At 45.8% G+C, this 17,498-nt stretch carries 15 protein-coding genes; 11 read left to right on the top strand and 4 right to left on the bottom strand.

All coding sequences use genetic code 11. From position 1 onward, the window contains the following. Nucleotides 1-308: 308 nt before the first annotated feature. Complete coding sequence (gene obgE / locus ACERC7_RS03335; protein WP_373666139.1) at nt 309-1,622, bottom strand: GTPase ObgE; 1,314 nt, start codon at nt 1,620-1,622, stop codon at nt 309-311. Between the two features lie 188 nt (nt 1,623-1,810). Then, complete coding sequence (locus ACERC7_RS03330; RefSeq protein ID WP_018367432.1) at nt 1,811-1,939, bottom strand: DUF4044 domain-containing protein; 129 nt, start codon at nt 1,937-1,939, stop codon at nt 1,811-1,813. A 205-nt stretch (nt 1,940-2,144) separates the two neighbouring features. Between ACERC7_RS03330 and galE the strand changes: the two genes are divergently transcribed. The 5 genes from galE (at nt 2,145) to ACERC7_RS03305 (ending at nt 7,366) form a co-directional block, all read left to right on the top strand. Then, nucleotides 2,145-3,161, top strand: coding sequence for a UDP-glucose 4-epimerase GalE (galE, locus tag ACERC7_RS03325; protein WP_373666138.1), 1,017 nt, complete (start codon nt 2,145-2,147; stop codon nt 3,159-3,161). A gap of 111 nt (nt 3,162-3,272) precedes the next feature. Beyond that, complete coding sequence (dnaG, locus tag ACERC7_RS03320) at nt 3,273-5,057, top strand: DNA primase (RefSeq protein WP_373666137.1); 1,785 nt, start codon at nt 3,273-3,275, stop codon at nt 5,055-5,057. Between the two features lie 8 nt (nt 5,058-5,065). Beyond that, complete coding sequence (gene rpoD / locus ACERC7_RS03315) at nt 5,066-6,175, top strand: RNA polymerase sigma factor RpoD (protein WP_373658753.1); 1,110 nt, start codon at nt 5,066-5,068, stop codon at nt 6,173-6,175. Between the two features lie 370 nt (nt 6,176-6,545). Then, entirely contained in the window at nt 6,546-7,022 is a 477-nt protein-coding gene (locus tag ACERC7_RS03310) for a GNAT family N-acetyltransferase (protein WP_373666136.1), read from the top strand. Between the two features lie 14 nt (nt 7,023-7,036). Continuing rightward, the gene (locus tag ACERC7_RS03305; protein WP_373666135.1) at nt 7,037-7,366 is read left to right on the top strand and encodes a metal-sulfur cluster assembly factor; all 330 of its coding nucleotides are present in this window, start codon (nt 7,037-7,039) and stop codon (nt 7,364-7,366) included. Nucleotides 7,367-7,431: 65 nt separating this feature from the next. On the opposite strand, the gene gorA is transcribed toward ACERC7_RS03305, so the two are convergent. Continuing rightward, nucleotides 7,432-8,784, bottom strand: a complete 1,353-nt coding sequence (gene gorA, locus ACERC7_RS03300; protein WP_373666134.1) for a glutathione-disulfide reductase — start codon at nt 8,782-8,784, stop codon at nt 7,432-7,434. Between the two features lie 115 nt (nt 8,785-8,899). Then, nucleotides 8,900-10,360, bottom strand: a complete 1,461-nt coding sequence (locus ACERC7_RS03295; protein ID WP_373666133.1) for an HlyD family secretion protein — start codon at nt 10,358-10,360, stop codon at nt 8,900-8,902. Between the two features lie 184 nt (nt 10,361-10,544). On the opposite strand from ACERC7_RS03295, the gene cps2T reads away from it, so the two are divergent. The 6 genes from cps2T to ACERC7_RS03265 are packed head-to-tail and all read left to right on the top strand — an operon-like array spanning nt 10,545 to nt 17,430. After that, entirely contained in the window at nt 10,545-11,699 is a 1,155-nt protein-coding gene (gene cps2T, locus ACERC7_RS03290) for a beta 1-4 rhamnosyltransferase Cps2T (protein ID WP_373666132.1), read from the top strand. Further along, nucleotides 11,689-12,639 (top strand): glycosyltransferase family 2 protein, encoded by a 951-nt coding sequence (locus ACERC7_RS03285; protein WP_373666131.1) that lies wholly within the window; start codon nt 11,689-11,691, stop codon nt 12,637-12,639. Before cps2T ends, ACERC7_RS03285 begins: the two co-directional genes overlap by 11 nt. Beyond that, nucleotides 12,626-13,441 (top strand): ABC transporter permease, encoded by an 816-nt coding sequence (locus ACERC7_RS03280; protein WP_373666130.1) that lies wholly within the window; start codon nt 12,626-12,628, stop codon nt 13,439-13,441. The genes ACERC7_RS03285 and ACERC7_RS03280 overlap by 14 nt, the downstream gene beginning before the upstream one ends. Then, nucleotides 13,441-14,667, top strand: a complete 1,227-nt coding sequence (locus tag ACERC7_RS03275; RefSeq protein WP_373666129.1) for an ABC transporter ATP-binding protein — start codon at nt 13,441-13,443, stop codon at nt 14,665-14,667. The genes ACERC7_RS03280 and ACERC7_RS03275 overlap by 1 nt, the downstream gene beginning before the upstream one ends. Before the next feature lie 13 nt (nt 14,668-14,680). Next, entirely contained in the window at nt 14,681-15,697 is a 1,017-nt protein-coding gene (locus ACERC7_RS03270; protein WP_373666128.1) for a glycosyltransferase family 2 protein, read from the top strand. Continuing rightward, nucleotides 15,694-17,430: a rhamnan synthesis F family protein gene (locus tag ACERC7_RS03265; RefSeq protein ID WP_373666127.1), complete on the top strand. Its 1,737-nt coding sequence runs from the start codon at nt 15,694-15,696 to the stop codon at nt 17,428-17,430. Before ACERC7_RS03270 ends, ACERC7_RS03265 begins: the two co-directional genes overlap by 4 nt. The last annotated feature ends 68 nt before the right edge of the window (nt 17,431-17,498 follow it).

The following is a 17,498-nucleotide window of genomic DNA, read 5'->3' as shown; positions in this document are numbered from 1 at the left end:
CCTCCCTTGATAAGATTTTAGCACAAGTTATTTTGCCATTTACTCAATGAAAAACGAGACGATGAGCGAGAATTTCAGCCAATATATTTGCCATAGCATCAGTCAAAGGAGCCTTTTTTGCAAACAAATCTCTCATTGCTCTTGTTTTTTAGGCAACGCGCTTGATTAGGTTGTTACAGCCTTTGTTTATTTTGTCGCTTCTAGGCTCGCTCTCCAATTTTTAGGCTCGGGTTGATAAGGTCACCCGAAGCCCTACTCGCTTTTTCATTTTAGGGCGAGTAGCTGAAAGAGTCCACTGGACTCTTTCACTAATCCACAAACTCGAACTCAAAGTTGCCGATGCGGACGGTATCACCGTCTTTGGCACCGCGTTCTCGGAGGGCTTCATCGACTCCCATACCACGCAACTGGCGGGCAAATTTCATGATGGATTCGTCGCGTTCCATGTTGGTCATGACAAAGAGGCGTTCCAGTTTTTCACCAGACAGCACCCAAGCCGCATCGTCGTCACGGCTGATGTCAAATGGTCTCTGATCTTCGGTGAAGCCGTAGTAGGCTTCCTCATCCAACATCTCGTCCTCGTTGTAAAGGAGAAACTCGTCTGTCTTGGCCAATAAGTCAGCGGTTGCCTCTAAAAGAGCATCCAACCCCTGATGAGCAATCCCTGAAATTGGAAAAATCTGTGGTAACTCATCAAATTCATCGTAGTTGGCAGCGAGTTGCTCCTTGAAGAGAGCCAGATTGTCCTCAGCCTCTGGCATATCCATCTTGTTGGCCACAATAATCTGAGGTCGCTCCATGAGGCGCAGGTTGTAGGTCTCTAGCTCCTTGTTGATGGCGACGTAGTCCTCATAGGGATCTCGCCCCTCACTAGCAGACATGTCAATCACATGAAGAATGACGCGTGTCCGCTCGATGTGACGGAGAAACTGAGTACCCAAGCCCACACCCTGACTAGCACCTTCAATCAGACCTGGTAGGTCAGCCATGGCAAAGCTATCGCCAGACTTGGTTCTGACCATGCCAAGGTTAGGCACGATGGTGGTAAAGTGATAAGCCCCAATTTTAGGCTTAGCTGCAGAAACCACACTGAGCAGGGTTGATTTGCCGACGGACGGGAAACCAACCAGACCAACATCAGCCAAAATCTTCAATTCCAGCTCGAGGTCTCGCTCTTCACCAGGCTCACCATTCTCAGCAATCTCTGGTGCAGGGTTGCGTGGTGTTGCAAAACGAATGTTACCACGCCCTCCGCGACCGCCTTTGGCGACGATAAATTCCTGACCGTGCTCGACCAGATCGGTGATGACCTTGCCAGTCACTGCGTCCTTGATGGTCGTTCCTTGAGGAACACGCACATAGAGATCCTTAGCGCCCTTGCCGTGCATGCCCTTAGTCATGCCTTTTTCGCCGGATGGCGCCTTAAATTTGCGGTTGTAACGAAAATCCATCAGGGTCCGCAAGCCTTCATCAACGATGAAAATCACATCGCCCCCACGACCGCCATCACCGCCCCAAGGACCGCCATCTGGCACGTATTTCTCACGGCGAAAAGCCACCATTCCATCACCACCACGTCCAGCTTTAACGCTGATTTTGGCAGTATCTAAAAACATACTCATAGTTTAGTTATTCTTTCTTTAGTTGAAGTCTGGTCGGACAAGTACAGCAAGTCTGAGTTTTGCTTCACTCGATGACTTAACTAATCTTGTTAAGCCAATCTGGTCTTTAGCATGTCGAGCCGACAACTTTCTTGAGCTGTTGCTGCTCTGCTATTGTCCGCACCAATGAAAAAACGCTGGGTAGCGTTTTAACGGATGGCTGAATAAGCGCTCAAAATCAAGCTCCCAATGGTTACTAGAACCATCAAAAGAACGACGAAGAGCGTCAAGCGTTCGAACCATGTTTTTTTACGTGGACCTTGATCACCAAAAGCCATGTGTCACCTCATTCATTGTTTACTATACTCTGCCATTTTACCATAATTTTAAAAAAATCGCAAAGCAAAATGCTAAAGTAGCCTCTTAAAACTTAAATTATTTATTGGGATATCCAAAGTAGGGAAGCATGGTTTTAGATTGACAAATCAAGGGATAATTGTATATACTAGAGATAAGAAAATCAGTTAACATAAGGAGGTTGGCATGGCAAGGATTTTGGTGACAGGGGGAACAGGCTATATCGGTTCCCATACCTGTGTGGAACTTCTAGAAAGCGGACATCAAGTGATTGTGCTGGATAATCTGCGTAATTCAAACGTTAAAAGTTTAGCTGTTGTTGAAGAATTGACAGGACAGCAGGTTACCTTTTATCAGGGAGATATTCGAGATGCGGAGCTCTTGCGCCAGATTTTTGAAAAAGAAGCGATTGACCATGTGATTCATTTTGCGGGTCTAAAAGCTGTCGGAGAGTCTTCACAGATTCCGCTGGACTATTATGATAACAACATCTCAGGGACAGTTAACTTGCTCAAGGTGATGGCAGATTATGGCTGCAAAAATATCATTTTCAGCTCATCGGCAACTGTTTATGGTAACCCTCATACCGTTCCAATTACGGAAGAATTTCCCTTGTCAGCGACTAATCCTTATGGTCGAACAAAGCTGATGTTGGAAGAGATTCTAACGGATCTCTACCATTCTGACAAGAGTTGGAACATCGTGTTGCTCCGCTATTTTAACCCGATTGGAGCGCATGTATCCGGTGATTTGGGAGAAGATCCACGTGGGATTCCAAACAATCTCCTGCCTTATGTTACCCAAGTGGCTGTTGGAAAACTGAAGCAAGTCAGTGTCTTTGGGGATGATTATGATACCGTTGATGGCACTGGTGTCCGAGATTATATTCATGTGGTGGATTTAGCTAAGGGACACGTTGCTGCTTTGAAGCGCCTAGCACCCGAGACCGGGCTATCGATTTACAACCTTGGGACAGGTCAGGGCTATTCAGTTCTAGAGATTATTCAACAGATGTCAGAAACGGTGGGTCGCGACATTCCTTATCAGATTGTGGCAAGACGTCCTGGGGACATTGCAACTTGCTATGCCAAGGTCGATAAGGCCAGTCGTGAGCTAGGATGGACAGCGACGCTTGGCATCAAGCAGATGTGTGATGACGCCTGGAGATGGCAGAGCAAACACCCTCAAGGGTTTGAAGACTGATGGATGATACAGGGCATTTTGTCCTGTTTTTCATCGTCACCGTTTGTTCGTTTACCAAAACCTCTCCTTGTGGTATAATGGAATATAAAACATCAACAGCTGTTGGAGGAGGTGGTTCACCTGTTAACCAAGGAAAAAATTGCGGATATCAAGGCTAGTGTTAACATTGTTGATGTGATTAACGAGGTGACACCGCTTGTTAAACAGGGGAGACAATTTTTGGGGCTCTGCCCATTTCACAAAGAAAAGACGCCCTCTTTCAACGTTTTGGAGGATAAGCAGTTTTATCACTGTTTTGGTTGTGGCAAGTCAGGCGATGTCTTCAAATTCTTGGAAGAGTATCGGCAAGTTAGTTTTACCGAAGCAGCTCACATTTTGGCGGAACGGGCTGGGATTCCTTTAGTCAGGCAGCAGTCGTTACCTCAGCAGCAATCACAGCACCCTCATCAACAGCTCTATGACATCAATCGCGATGCCGCTAAATTTTATCAGGCGGTTCTGATGACAACCACGCAAGGAGCAGCCGCCAAAGCTTACCTTGCTAAGCGAGGCTTGACAGATGAGTTGCTGACGTATTTTGGCATCGGTCTTGCGCCAGATGAGTCTGACTACCTTTATCAAAACCTATCCAAAAAGCATGATGAAAAAACATTGAGTGATTCAGGGCTATTTAACTGGAGTGAGGATCGTGCTTTTGATGCTTTTCGTGATCGGATTATGTTCCCTCTGCTTGATGATAGTGGTCGACCTATTGGATTTTCAGGGCGGATTTGGCGGGACAATGGCAGAGCGAATCAGCAGGCTAAGTATAAAAATACGCGTTCAACGCCCATTTTTAATAAATCCTATGAACTCTACCACTTAGATAAGGCTAAAAGCGTGGCGAAAAAAACAGGTGAACTCTATCTGATGGAAGGGTTCATGGATGTTATCGCTGCTTATCGGGCTGGGGTCACAAACGCTGTAGCGACCATGGGAACAGCTTTGACACCAGAACATATTGCGCACCTAAAGCCTTATATCAAGAAAGTCATTTTAGCCTATGATGGCGATCAGGCTGGGCAAGCTGCTATCGACAAGTCCTTAACTCTGTTAACCAATCTGACAACAGAAATTGTTCGACTGCCTGAACAGCTGGACCCTGATGATTTTTTACAAAAGCATTCTGAAGAAGAATTGGCCCGTTTTCTGACCCAATCCCGAATCAGTCAAGTAGAGTTCTATGCTCACTATTGGTTGCCAGATAATCTAGACAATCTTCAAGCCCAGATTGCTTATGTGGAGCAGATGGCACAGCTCATTGCTCGTGAGTCGTCAATCATAGCTCAGTCTAGTTACTGCCAATTAGTGGCGGATTTGCTGCCTGACTTTGATTATTTTATGGTTGAGCAAGCTGTCAATCAGCAGCGCCTACAGCAACCTGAGCCTAATCGGTCACCTGCTAAGCCCTTGCCTGCTAGCTGGCAGCAACTTCCTCAAACTTCTTCGCAAAAAGGAGGGCTAGTCAGGGCTGAGCAACAGCTGTTTTATCGCTTATCGACTCAGCATCATCTCTTGCAAGAGTTCAGGTATAACGAGGATTTTGCCTTTGTAACACCCGCTCTTCAAACCTTATATGAGAACTTGTTGGCTGAGGAGGTGATTGACTCCCAGATGCTGTCTGAGCTTTCTGATGACAGTCGACAGGCCTATTATGATGTTCAAGCAGAACATTTTCCAGAGGTCATGCCCGAGGGTGAGATTGAAGAGTTGCTCTACTGGCGGCAACATTATTTGAGCCAGCAAGAACTTGCCCAGCACCAGCGTGCTGTTCGTGAACACAGTAAACAAGGGAATTTGCTAGAGGCAGAAGATGCTCTGGCAGCCCTCATCGCCCAAAAAAGGCGTTTAGAATAGGAGTTTGTATGACAAAACAACAAGACATTTCAACCTTTAACGTTCAAGTTGCAGAATTTATTCGTAAACATAAGGCAGCAGGGACAGCTGTAGACGATGTGGTCACTGAGCAGCTCGTGATTCCCTTTAGCTTGGATGCGGATCAGATTGATGACCTCTTGACAAGACTGACTGACGGTGGTCTTGCGATCACCGATAAGGAAGGCAATCCGTCAACTACCTACCAAATTGAAGAAATCAAACCTGAAGAATTGAGCGACGAAGAATTGCTTGGTAGTAATTCTGCCAAGGTCAATGACCCTGTCCGCATGTACCTCAAGGAAATCGGTGTCGTGCCGCTCTTGTCTAACGAGGAAGAAAAAGAACTGGCTCTCCTGGTTGCGGAAGGCAATGTCGAAGCCAAGCAACGTCTGGCAGAAGCAAACTTGCGTCTGGTGGTGTCCATCGCCAAGCGCTATGTTGGTCGGGGTATGCAGTTCCTTGACCTGATCCAAGAGGGCAATATGGGGCTCATGAAGGCTGTTGATAAGTTTGACTATGCCAAAGGCTTCAAATTTTCAACCTATGCCACTTGGTGGATTCGTCAGGCCATTACCCGTGCCATTGCCGATCAGGCTAGAACCATTCGGATTCCTGTTCACATGGTTGAAACCATCAACAAGCTGGTCAGGGAGCAACGCAATCTCTTGCAAGAACTGGGAACAGAACCGACACCTGAGCAGATCGCAGAGCGGATGGACATGACTCCTGATAAGGTGCGTGAGATTTTGAAAATTGCTCAAGAACCTGTGTCTCTTGAAACTCCAATCGGCGAAGAAGATGACAGCCATCTGGGCGATTTCATCGAAGATGAAGTGATTGAGAACCCTGTTGACTACACCACGCGCGTGGTGCTGCGCGAGCAATTGGACGAAGTCCTAGATACCCTGACTGACCGCGAGGAAAACGTGCTACGTTTACGCTTTGGGCTGGACGATGGCAAGATGCGCACGCTCGAAGATGTAGGTAAGGTCTTTAACGTGACCCGTGAGCGCATTCGTCAAATTGAGGCAAAAGCGCTACGCAAACTCCGCCATCCGTCCCGTAGCAAGCAACTCAAAGACTTTATTGATGAGTGAGAGTGAAACAGACATCGGTAGCCCAAGGGCTCGATGTCGTTGTTTCACCTCCGCAAGGTTGGCTAGGATTTTCATAGCCTGTAGGGCGTAGAATGTCCAGCCAACTACTGCGTCATGTTATTTGAGGTAAGCCTGTTTAGCTGATGATAGTCATGGTGTAGAACGATGTCATTATTCCAGAGGACCTTCTGAGCGATGAGCTTAGAAGGTTGGTAGCGAACCAAAGGTAGAATTTGCAATACTTTAGCGTTCAATTTCGTCTGACGAAAGTGCGGTTCATGTCAGAAAACCCTTGTACTGCTGAGCGAATCGAAGACAGCCTAAGACCTTAATTTATTCTTTTTGTGCCTGTTTTTTAGGAGAAGATATAATGATAAGCATACGCCCTATGTCTGTGTCTGACATTCCTCAGAAAGTTACTATCCAATTAGCAATTTTTCAAGAGACCTATCAAGGTTTGGTTGGTGATGACTATTTAAACTCCCTTAGTTTGCCCCAGCTCATGGAGCGCACGAAGGATAGATTAGACACTGAAGCTACTTTTTTGGCCTGGCTGAATCAGGAGCCTATCGGTTTTATGACTTGTCGTCAAGTTTCGGCTGACGAGGGTGAGATTTCAGCGATTGGCGTTCTAGCTTCACACCAGAAACAGGGGATAGGAGCCTTATTGCTAGAGGCAGGGATAAAGCGCTTGTCAAACTGTTCAAAAATTTTTTTTGGGGTTTTGGCTGACAATCGCCGAGCTGTTGATTTTTACAATAATCAAGGCTTTACATTGAGTGGCAAACAAAAAATACTGACAATAGGGGAGCCTTTGTTAGCTGAGGAAATGGTTAAGACACATTAGAAGAGGAAGAGGAAATGGCTTACACCGACCAAGAGATTGAAGACATCAAAACCCGCATTTTGCAGGCTTTAGAAGAGGTGATCGACCCTGAATTAGGCATTGATATTGTCAATTTAGGACTGGTTTATGAGATTCGCTTTGAGCAAAATGGCCGAGCAGAAATTGATATCAGCTTGACGACCATGGGTTGTCCTTTAGCTGATTTGATTACAGACCAGATGTATGATGTGTTGAAAACCATACCAGAGGTGACCTCATCCGAGGTCAAGCTGGTCTGGTACCCCGCCTGGTCACCTCAGCGCATGAGCCGTTACGCACGTATTGCTCTGGGGATAAAATTATAGCGCAATGATAAAAATGAACCTACAGGTGATTTAGGTTCATTTTTTGTTGATCGTTCTTGGGATATTTAACGCATGGTGACAAATTCTTCTGCACCAGTTGGGTGGATAGCAACAGTGTTGTCAAAGTCTGCCTTGGTTGCTCCCATCTTAATCGCCACGGCGAAGCCTTGAATCATCTCATCGACCCCATAGCCGATACCGTGAAGACCGACAACTTTCTCCTTGTCACCTGCCACAACCAGCTTCATCTTGCAAATTTGACGATGGCTGGCGACAGCGGTATACATGGAGGTGAAGGTTGAGGTATAGACCTTAATCTGGTCTTCTCCGTAGGTGTTCTTAGCTTCTTCCTCAGTTAAGCCGACAGTGCCGATAGCTGGGTGGCTAAAGACGACAGTGGCAACGTTGGTGTAATCTAGCTTCAATCCTGTTTGACCGTTAAAGAGGCGCTCAGACAAACGACGACCTGCAGCCACGGCAACTGGTGTCAGCTCGATTTTACCATTGACGTCGCCTAGAGCGTAGATGCCGTCAATGTTGGTCTCCTCAAACTCGTTAGTCGCAATATAACCACGATTGTTGAGGGCTACGCCAGTGGCCTCCAGATTGAATCCTGAGATGTTTGGTTTGCGACCGATAGCCCAGATGAGGGTATCGACAGTGTAGCTCTGCCCATTTTCCAAAAAAAGTGTCAGGCTACCGTCGGCGTTTTTGACCACCTCTTTAGGCACAGAAAAAATATGGAGGCTCGGACCGTTTTTAGCCATTTCCTCGACTAGACCGTCGATGATAAAGTTATCAAAGTTCCGCAATGGCGCGTGCTGGCGGACGAAGAGATGGGTCTCTGCCCCTAGGGCGTGGAGGACACCAGCCACTTCAACGGCGATGTAGCCTGCGCCAACAACTGCTACTCGTTTAGGCACGGCATCTAGCTCAAAGAAGCCATCAGAGGTGATGCCATACTCTGCTCCTGGTAGATCAGGAACGACCGCATGACCACCAGTTGCAATTAGGATATGGGGAGCAGTGTAGCGCTCACCGTTGGCTTCAACCGTATGGGCATCAATAAATTTAGCGTAGGCCTGAACTAACTCAACACCGTTGTTGTCAAACCCACGATCGTAAGACACATGGATACGGTCAATGTAGGCCTGGCGGTTAGCTTTTAGCGTCCCAAAATCAAAGTTGTTGGTCGTCACATCGAAACCGTAATCGGCAGCGTAGTGGTTGATGGCTTCGGCCACCTGAGCCCCATACCACATGACTTTTTTAGGGACACAGCCTAGGTTGACACAGGTGCCACCAATATCTTTTGCTTCAAATAGGACAACCTTGGCACCGTGCATTGCAGCACGATTGGCAGAAGCGATACCACCACTACCTGCTCCAATCACGATGTAATCATATTCTTTTACCATGAGAACGTCTCCTTACTTTACTAATAAATCTACTTTAGCACAAAAAATCATCGCAGACAATTTTCTGCTACGATTATGATTGTTCATCTGTGGTTAGTCCATCTTTGTGGTCTGATTAGTTAAAGACATTGGCGTAGATGAGATTATCAGCATTGGACTGGAGATGGATGGGCTCAAAGACCCAACGATTGCCCTCGAGGACACTTGTGATGAACCGTCGGGATAAGGTTGAGGTGAAGGTATTATCTGTAATGGTTACCTGACCAACCTCTGACGAATGTTGACCGACGCTCCCGCCGTAGGCAATAATCTGACCGTCTGAACCGATATAGGGCAGGAAGTGATTGTTTTGAATTGTAATGTGGTTACTCACCAGTTGGTTAGGGTTGTTGAGCTGATAATTTGGGTCGATAGCTTTTAGCATCCCACCATCCCATTCGCCATTGTTTGATGATGCGTCTAGCTGGATAGCTTCTGCAATAAAATTATGGATGCTACGGTTGCCAATTTCTGTGACAGCTGTTAGTTCGGGAGCGTAGCCTTCAAACACATTGTCCGAAAAGACGGCCTGTTGTACCCCACCGAGATCAAAAATATGGCTGGATAGTTGCTGTACCATGGTGAAGCGGTTATTAAAAATCTGCCAATCGTAGCCATGATTGGCCATGAGGATAAACTGATTGCCCTGTGTTAAATCTTTGGCTTCGACTGTTAGCCCCTGAATGGTAAAATGTGAGAGCCCATCGGTTGCTTCAGGGCCTGTTGTCAGCCCGAACCAGCGTGCTGAGCCGTCAACAACTAAGGTTGTGTCCTGACCACGGAGCTCTACATTTGAGGTCAAAGTAATATAATCTGTCTCAGGGGTTTGGCTTCCAATGGCGAAGCGACCAGGAGGAAAGAGCAAACGTGAGCTTGATTTTGTTTGGGCAGTATTCAAAGCCTCTTGTAGAATTTTGTTGTTTTCAGTGGCTGTGTTATCCTCACGAAACCCTAAGGTGGTCACCCAAACGAAATCTTCTTCAGCAAGGTCAGTTAGCTGACCGAGGTTTGGGAAAGTGGCATCATAGCGGTATTGCACCTTGCCATCAATCTCTTTGAGTTGGATACCGTTGACTTGTCCGTCTTCCTTTTCACCGTCTTCTGGATGATTGGCAATAGTCACTGTCTCACCGAGACGATAGGCGGTATCAATGGCACGTAATTGAGTTTCGGCGACCCCGCTCATCATCTTGCCTTGGTTATAGCTCAAATCATAGACAATCAGGTTATTCCCATCAATCGTTACTTTTTTACTGGAAATGACCTGCGCTATGTTATTTTTCAGGGTATCTAAGGGAGTGCCGTCGGTGTTTTTGCTGGCTGATTTAAGGAGAATAACCTGTTGCCCAACTGCAAAAGTAGGTTTTGGGTCTTGTAACTTGATTTGCCAGAGGGTTTTGACACTGGGGGTTTGCCCGTTCTCTATTTGACGAACGACATTGTAAAGGGTAAGTGAGCTGACAAGCAACAGGCTTAGTAAGGTGATGTTAAGAGTAACTTGTCGTCGTCTCCTGACGCGATTGATTCGTTTTGGCACATTTTCCTCCATAGATATAATGACCCTATTGTACCATATTTTAGGAGGTTATGACCGAAAAAGACAGTGACTTTTATCTGTTTGTTCAGTTTTTATCGTGATAACTTTTTAACTTGTTCCATGGCTTAATGTTATGGTATAATAGAGTGATATTCTGCTTAATCAACAAAGAAAGGAGAAGCGGATGCGTCATGTGTTTATCATCGGCAGCAGAGGATTGCCGGCTAAGTATGGTGGCTTTGAGACCTTTGTTGAGGAATTGGTCACTCACCAGCAATCAAAAAACGTGACCTATCATGTCGCCTGTCTGTCTGATAGCGATCATGGCACCCATTTCTTCTACCGAGGGGCAGACTGCTTTACCATCAACCCACCTCAACTGGGAGCAGCACGTGTCATGGCTTATGACTTGATGGCGGTCCGATACGCCCTAAAACTAGTCAAAACAAAAGGCTGGGAGCGTCCGATTTTTTACCTTTTGGGTAATACCATAGGTGGCATCATGCCTCTCTTTGCTCGTCAGATTTGGTCAGTAGGGGGAGTGTTTTACATCAACCCTGACGGTCTGGAATGGCGACGCACTAAGTGGCCGCGTCCTGTTCGTGCCTACCTGAAACTGGCTGAGCGGTTCATGTGCCAGACGGCTGACCTAGTTATCGCTGACAATATCGGTATAGAAGATTACATTAAGCAAGCCTATCCCAAAGCTAAGACGACTTGCATCGCCTATGGCACGACAGTGGAACCAACCCCTCTGACGCCGACAGATGCGCAGGTGCGGGCTTACTTTGACCAGCATAACTTGAGAGAAAAAAATTACTACCTGATCTTGGGGCGTTTTGTCCCTGAAAATAACTACGAAACCATTATTCGCGAGTTTATGGAAAGTCGTACCCAGAGAGATTTGGTCATTATTTGTAACCAAGAGGGCAGTGCTTATTTTGAACGGTTGAAGCAGGCGACAGGATTTGACCGTGATTCTCGGATCAAGTTTGTCGGGACAGTTTATGACAAGCCTCTTGTGGCTTATATCCGCCAGCAGGCCTTTGCCTATATCCATGGTCATGAGGTCGGAGGAACCAATCCTAGTCTGCTAGAAGCCTTAGCACAGACTGATCTAAACTTGGTGTTAGATGTGTCCTTCAACCGCACGGTGGCAGGACAAAATAGCTATTACTGGACCAAGCAAGAGGGCAACCTAGCTAGTCTGATTGACGACGTGGATAGTCAGACTGATTTTACAGTTCTGGGACAGATGGCTAAGGGCATTATCCGTGACCAGTACACTTGGGAAAAAATTGTTGGAGAGTATGAGGATTTGTTTTTAAATGAAGGTTAATATTCTCTTATCAACCTACAACGGGGCACGTTTTTTAGCCCAGCAAATCGAGAGCATTCAAGCGCAGACTTATGCTGACTGGCAGCTTCTCATCCGAGATGATGGTTCTAGCGATGACACGAGAATCGTGATAGCAGCATTTGTTGCTAAGGACAGTCGCATCCGCTGGGTCAATCCAGATGAAGAGCGTAATCTGGGTGTTATTAAAAGCTTCTACAGCTTGGTGAAGCATGAGCCTGCGGATGTTTATTTTTTCAGCGATCAGGACGATGTTTGGTTGCCCGATAAGCTGGGAGTGACTCTGTCACAGGCGAAACAAGAGGACATGACTAAACCGCTCTTAGCCTACACAGACCTCAAGGTTGTCAATCAGGAATTAAGGGTTCTTCATGAGAGCATGATTGCCACTCAGTCTCATCATGCTAACACCGAACTCCATCAGGAGTTGACGGAGAACACGGTGACTGGCGGCACGATGATGATTAACCATGCTTTGGCGGAGCTCTGGCAAACAGCTGATGACCTGATCATGCACGACTGGTATCTGGCTCTAGTAGCTAGCAGCATGGGCAAGCTGGTCTATGTTGACCATGCTACTCAGCTCTATCGTCAGCACGACAGCAATGTCCTTGGGGCGAGAACCTGGCGCAAGCGCATGAAAAATTGGCTAAGACCACAGGTTTTAGTGGCCAAATACTGGTGGCTCATCGAAAGCAGTCAAGCACAAGCGACTAAACTCCTAGCTCTGCCATTGCCCCAAGACAAAAAAGCAATGGTTGAAGCCTATGTTGGACTGATGAACCAGCCTTTGAGGCAACGCTGGGCGACCTTGTGGCGTTATGGTTTTGCCAAGAACCGCTGGTTTCATACCCTGGTCTTTACGACCCTAATCTTAACCAAGTTTGGTTATTTAAGTGAGAAAAGAGATGAATCTATTTAGCAAAGAACACCGTATCCTCTTGCGGGAAATGGTTAAAACAGACTTTAAGCTCCGTTATCAAGGGAGTGTGATTGGGCATTTGTGGTCAATTTTGAAGCCGATGATGCTTTTTTCTATCATGTATGTGGTCTTTATCCGCTTTTTACGGTTGGATGATGGGACACCACATAATGCTATTGGCGTCTTGTTTGGCATGGTGACGTGGAATTTCTTTGCGGAAGCGACCAATATGGGCATGATGTCTATTGTGTCACGGGGGGATTTGTTGCGCAAGCTCAATTTTCCTAAAGAAATTATCGTCTTATCAGCAGTGGTCGGGGCAGCTATTAACTACAGCATCAACTTGCTTGTTGTTTTGGTCTTTGCTCTACTCAATGGAGTTACACTTAGCTGGTCTGTTCTGGTCTTGGTGCCTCTCTTTCTTGAATTGTTTGTTCTAGCCATAGGATTAGCCTTGATGTTGTCTAGTCTCTTTGTCAAGTACCGTGATATTGGACCGGTTTGGGAAGTCATCATGCAGGCGGGCATGTATGCTACACCAGTGATTTACTCGCTTAATTTCTTTTTACAGCGTGAGAATCCGTGGACACCACTCATGGCAAAAGTCATGATGCTCAATCCTATGGCTCAGATTATTCAGGACATTAGGCATTTTATTGTTTATAGTGGCTCTTTTCGTGGCTGGCAACTCTATGATGGGTCATGGTTGGGTTTGGTGTCTTATCTCTTGCCAGTCCTTGTTCTAGTGGTAGGCTCTGCTATTTTCAAAAAAGAAGCCAAGCGTTTTGCGGAGATTTTGTAATGACAGATAGAAAAACAGTGGTCAAAGTAGACCACGTCAGCAAATTTTTTAGACTGCCGACCGAGGAGACCAGAAGTTTACGGACAGCTCTGGTCAACCGTTTTAAAGGCATCAAAGGTTACAAGGAGCAGCATGTCCTCAGAGACATCAACTTTGAGGTCAAAGAAGGCGATTTCTTTGGCATTGTCGGACGAAATGGCTCAGGCAAGTCAACCTTGCTCAAGATTATTTCTCAGATTTACGTGCCTGAGCAGGGCACGGTGACGGTTGATGGCAAGCTCGTCTCCTTTATCGAGCTAGGGGTTGGGTTCAACCCAGAGTTGACAGGTCGGGAAAATGTCTATATGAATGGTGCCATGTTGGGTTTTACGACCGAACAGATTGACGCCATGTATGATGACATCGTTGATTTTGCTGAGCTCCGAGAGTTTATGAACCAGAAACTCAAGAACTATTCGAGCGGCATGCAGGTACGCTTGGCTTTTTCCGTTGCCATCAAGGCGCAAGGTGATATTCTGATTCTTGATGAGGTTCTTGCGGTCGGAGATGAGGCCTTTCAGCGCAAGTGTAACGATTATTTCCTTGAGCGTAAGAATAGTGGAAAGACGACCATTCTCGTCACCCACGATATGGGTGCGGTCAAGAAATACTGCAACCGAGCGGTCTTAGTCGAAAATGGTCTGGTCAAGGCCTACGGCGATCCGTTTGATGTGGCTAATCAGTACAGTGTGGATAATACAGCTGCCGAATCAACTTTGACAGAAACTGAAGTGATTCAAAAAGAGGCAATGCAACACGTCGTAACGGATCTGACCGTTAAGCTCTTGTCTCCAGAACAATTGACACCAGCTGAACCCATTTCATTTGAGGTGTCCTATGAGGTGAAAGAAGAGATAGCGACCTATATCGCTATTTCATTGACGGATATTGACCGCCACATTTGGATTTATAACGATAATTCGATGGACAAAATGCAGATTGGTAAGGGTAAAAAGGTTGTAACCTATACCTGTCACTTATCTCAGCTAAATGATGCTAACATGCACTTGGAAGTGACGGTGAGAGATGCCCAGGGGCAATTGCTCGCCTATTCATCAGCGGAAAACACCCATACCCTCATCATGAAGCGACAGGATATTGCTGCGGATGACCAATCAGCTTTAGATTCGGCGTCAGGGCTCTATCAGCGTAATGGTCAGTGGTTGTTTGGAAAAAGCGACAACTAAAAGGAGTAAACCCATGGTTAAGGTATCTGTAATTTGTACCAATTACAACAAGGGGAATTGGATTGGGGAAGCACTAGAGAGCATTCTCAAGCAAGAAACGAGCTTTGCCTATGAAATTATCGTGGTAGATGACGCCTCGACGGATCATTCTCCTCAGCTGATTCGGGACTATCAGGCAAAATTTCCTGATAAAATCCGCGCCTTTTTCAATCCCACAAATCAAGGAATCGCCAAAACGTGGAAGCTTATCTGCCAAGAAGCCCATGGAGACTATATTGCTAGATGTGACGGAGATGATTTTTGGACAGATAGTCATAAGTTACAAAAACAGGTTAACCTCTTGACCAATCATCCGACAGCGCGCTGGTCAAACACTGATTTTGATTTAGTGGATAGTCAAGGACAGGTATTTCAGGAAAAAGCCCTGCAAAATGGGATTATTCCTTTTATGGATTCTTATGAAAAAATGCTGGCGCTCAAAGGCATGACCATGTCTTCCACTTGGCTGGTGGCGAGAGATCTGATGCTGGAAGTTAACGCTGAGCTCCCTGATGACGCAACGGACGACACCTTTAACCTACAGTTGGAGCTTTTTCAGCGGACGGAACTGGCTTTCTTGCCAGAGTCAACAACTGTTTATCGTATGGTCAGTGAATCTGATTCGCGGACGACAAATAAAAGTAAGTTATTAGAGCGTTTGGCAGGTATTTTAGATACCCAATATGCTTATTTATCAAAGTATCCGCAGATCAATCTTTTAGAAATCGCTAGACTTCAAGCTGAACATGGTATGAAGCAAGAAGATCGCATTGCTCAACTTGTCACAGAAATAAAGGCGCTGCAAGAGCGTGTTCATGACTTAGAGATAGAACGTGAGCTTTTGACAGAGAAGACTGATAACTGGCAAGAAGCATTCACTCAACTCGACTGCGATTATCAGGACTTGTTTAAAGACTACCATGCGGTTATCGGTTCGAGACGCTGGAGAATTCCAACAAAGCTTATCAATTTCTTTAGGAGAAACAAATGAATCGCCTACTGTTGTATGTGCATTTTAATAAATTTAATCAGGTCAGCTCGCATGTCCTGTATCAGCTTGAAAAATTACGCCCACTTTTTACCAAGGTGATGTTTATCTCTAATAGTGATCTAACCGCAGATAAAAAAGAGGAGTTACAACACCTTGGACTTGTTGATAATATCCTACAGAGAGGGAATGTCGGCTTTGATTTTGCAGCTTGGCGAGATGGGATGGCTCATGTCGGCTTTGAACAACTGACTGCTTATGACAGTGTGACCTTGATGAATGACACCTGCTTTGGCCCACTTTGGGAGTTGGCTCCGATTTATGGGCGATTTGAGGCGGATGGTCAGGTCGATTTTTGGGGTATGACCAATCACCGGGCGGGTCAACACTTTCCAGAGCACCTACAAAGTTATTTCCTTGTTTTTAAGCAAGCTGTTGTCAGTTCCGTAGCCTTTCAGCAGTTCTGGCAGGGCGTTGAGGAGTTTAAGGATGTTCAACAAGTGATTGACCGTTATGAAACGCAAGTGACAACGACCTTACAAGCGGCAGGTTTTGCTTATCAAGCCGTTTTTGATACGACCACAGCAGATGCGAGTGGGCTGTTGCACCCAGATTTCAGTTATTACCACCCTACAGCAATTTTACAACAAGGGGTTCCTTTTCTAAAAGTCAAGGCTCTATCTGGCAACCAGCATATCGCTGCCTACCTCTTTCAGCTAGTGAAGCAGCAGACCAGCTATCCTGTCTCACTCATGGTTCATCATATGTCCTCTATTGACCTGCCAGATTTGCCTTATCTGCTTGGGCAAAAGTATATGCAAACAATGCCTGCTCAACCGATTAAGGGTAGAGTGGCTATCCATCTGCATGTGTTTTATGTGGATTTACTGGAGGAGTTTTTAAGGGTATTTGAGACCTATGCCTTTAGCTACGACCTTTTTATCACAACGGATACAGCGGAGAAAAGCTCTGCTATTGCCAAAATTCTAAGTAACTATGAGCAAATGGCTCAAGTGGTTGTGACGGGAAATAAAGGCCGAGATATTATCCCTTTGCTTAAACTTGATCAGGAGCTGGAAAGGTACGATTATGTCGGGCATTTCCATACGAAAAAATCCAAGGAAGCTGATTTTTGGGCAGGACAGTCCTGGCGTACCGAATTGATAGAGATGCTAGTGAAACCAGCTCATCAGTTGCTGACGGCTTTAGAGACCCAGGTTGATTTGGGTTTGGTAATTGCTGATATACCGAGTTTTTTCCGCTACAACAAGATTGTTGATGCTTGGAATGAGCATCTGATTGCACCACACATGATGGCGTTGTGGCAAGAAATGGGAATGACAAAATCAATCCAGTTTCAAGCCTTATCAACCTTTGTCATGAGTTATGGTACTTTTGTCTGGTTCAAATATGATGCTTTGAAACCACTATTTGAGTTAGATTTAGCTAGACTCGATATTCCAGACGAGCCATTGCCACAAAATTCTGTCTTGCATGCCATGGAGCGGTTATTGGTGTATATTGCTTGGGATAGGCAGTATGATTTTGTGATTGCTCAAAGTCCGGTACCGATTACCCCATTTGTGGATAACAAGCTCTTAAACCGAGCCGGGAATAATTATGTTAATTTTGATGCTATGGGAGGTATCAAAGGGGCGATTAAGTATCTTATTGTTGGTCCAGCTCGAGCCTTGAAGTATATTGTGAGGAGGTTTCATCATCGCTTCTTTAATTAGTTTTCATAGATTAGACGAAGGACATTACCAACGAAAGTCAACATTGAAAATTTTCTGCTCCTTCGCTT

It is taken from the genome of Streptococcus sp. E17BB, assembly GCF_041807725.1.
Classification (GTDB): Bacteria; Bacillota; Bacilli; order Lactobacillales; family Streptococcaceae; genus Streptococcus; species Streptococcus entericus.
Note: the sequence above shows the minus strand (reverse complement) of the source record. Positions and strands in the feature narration are given on the sequence as shown.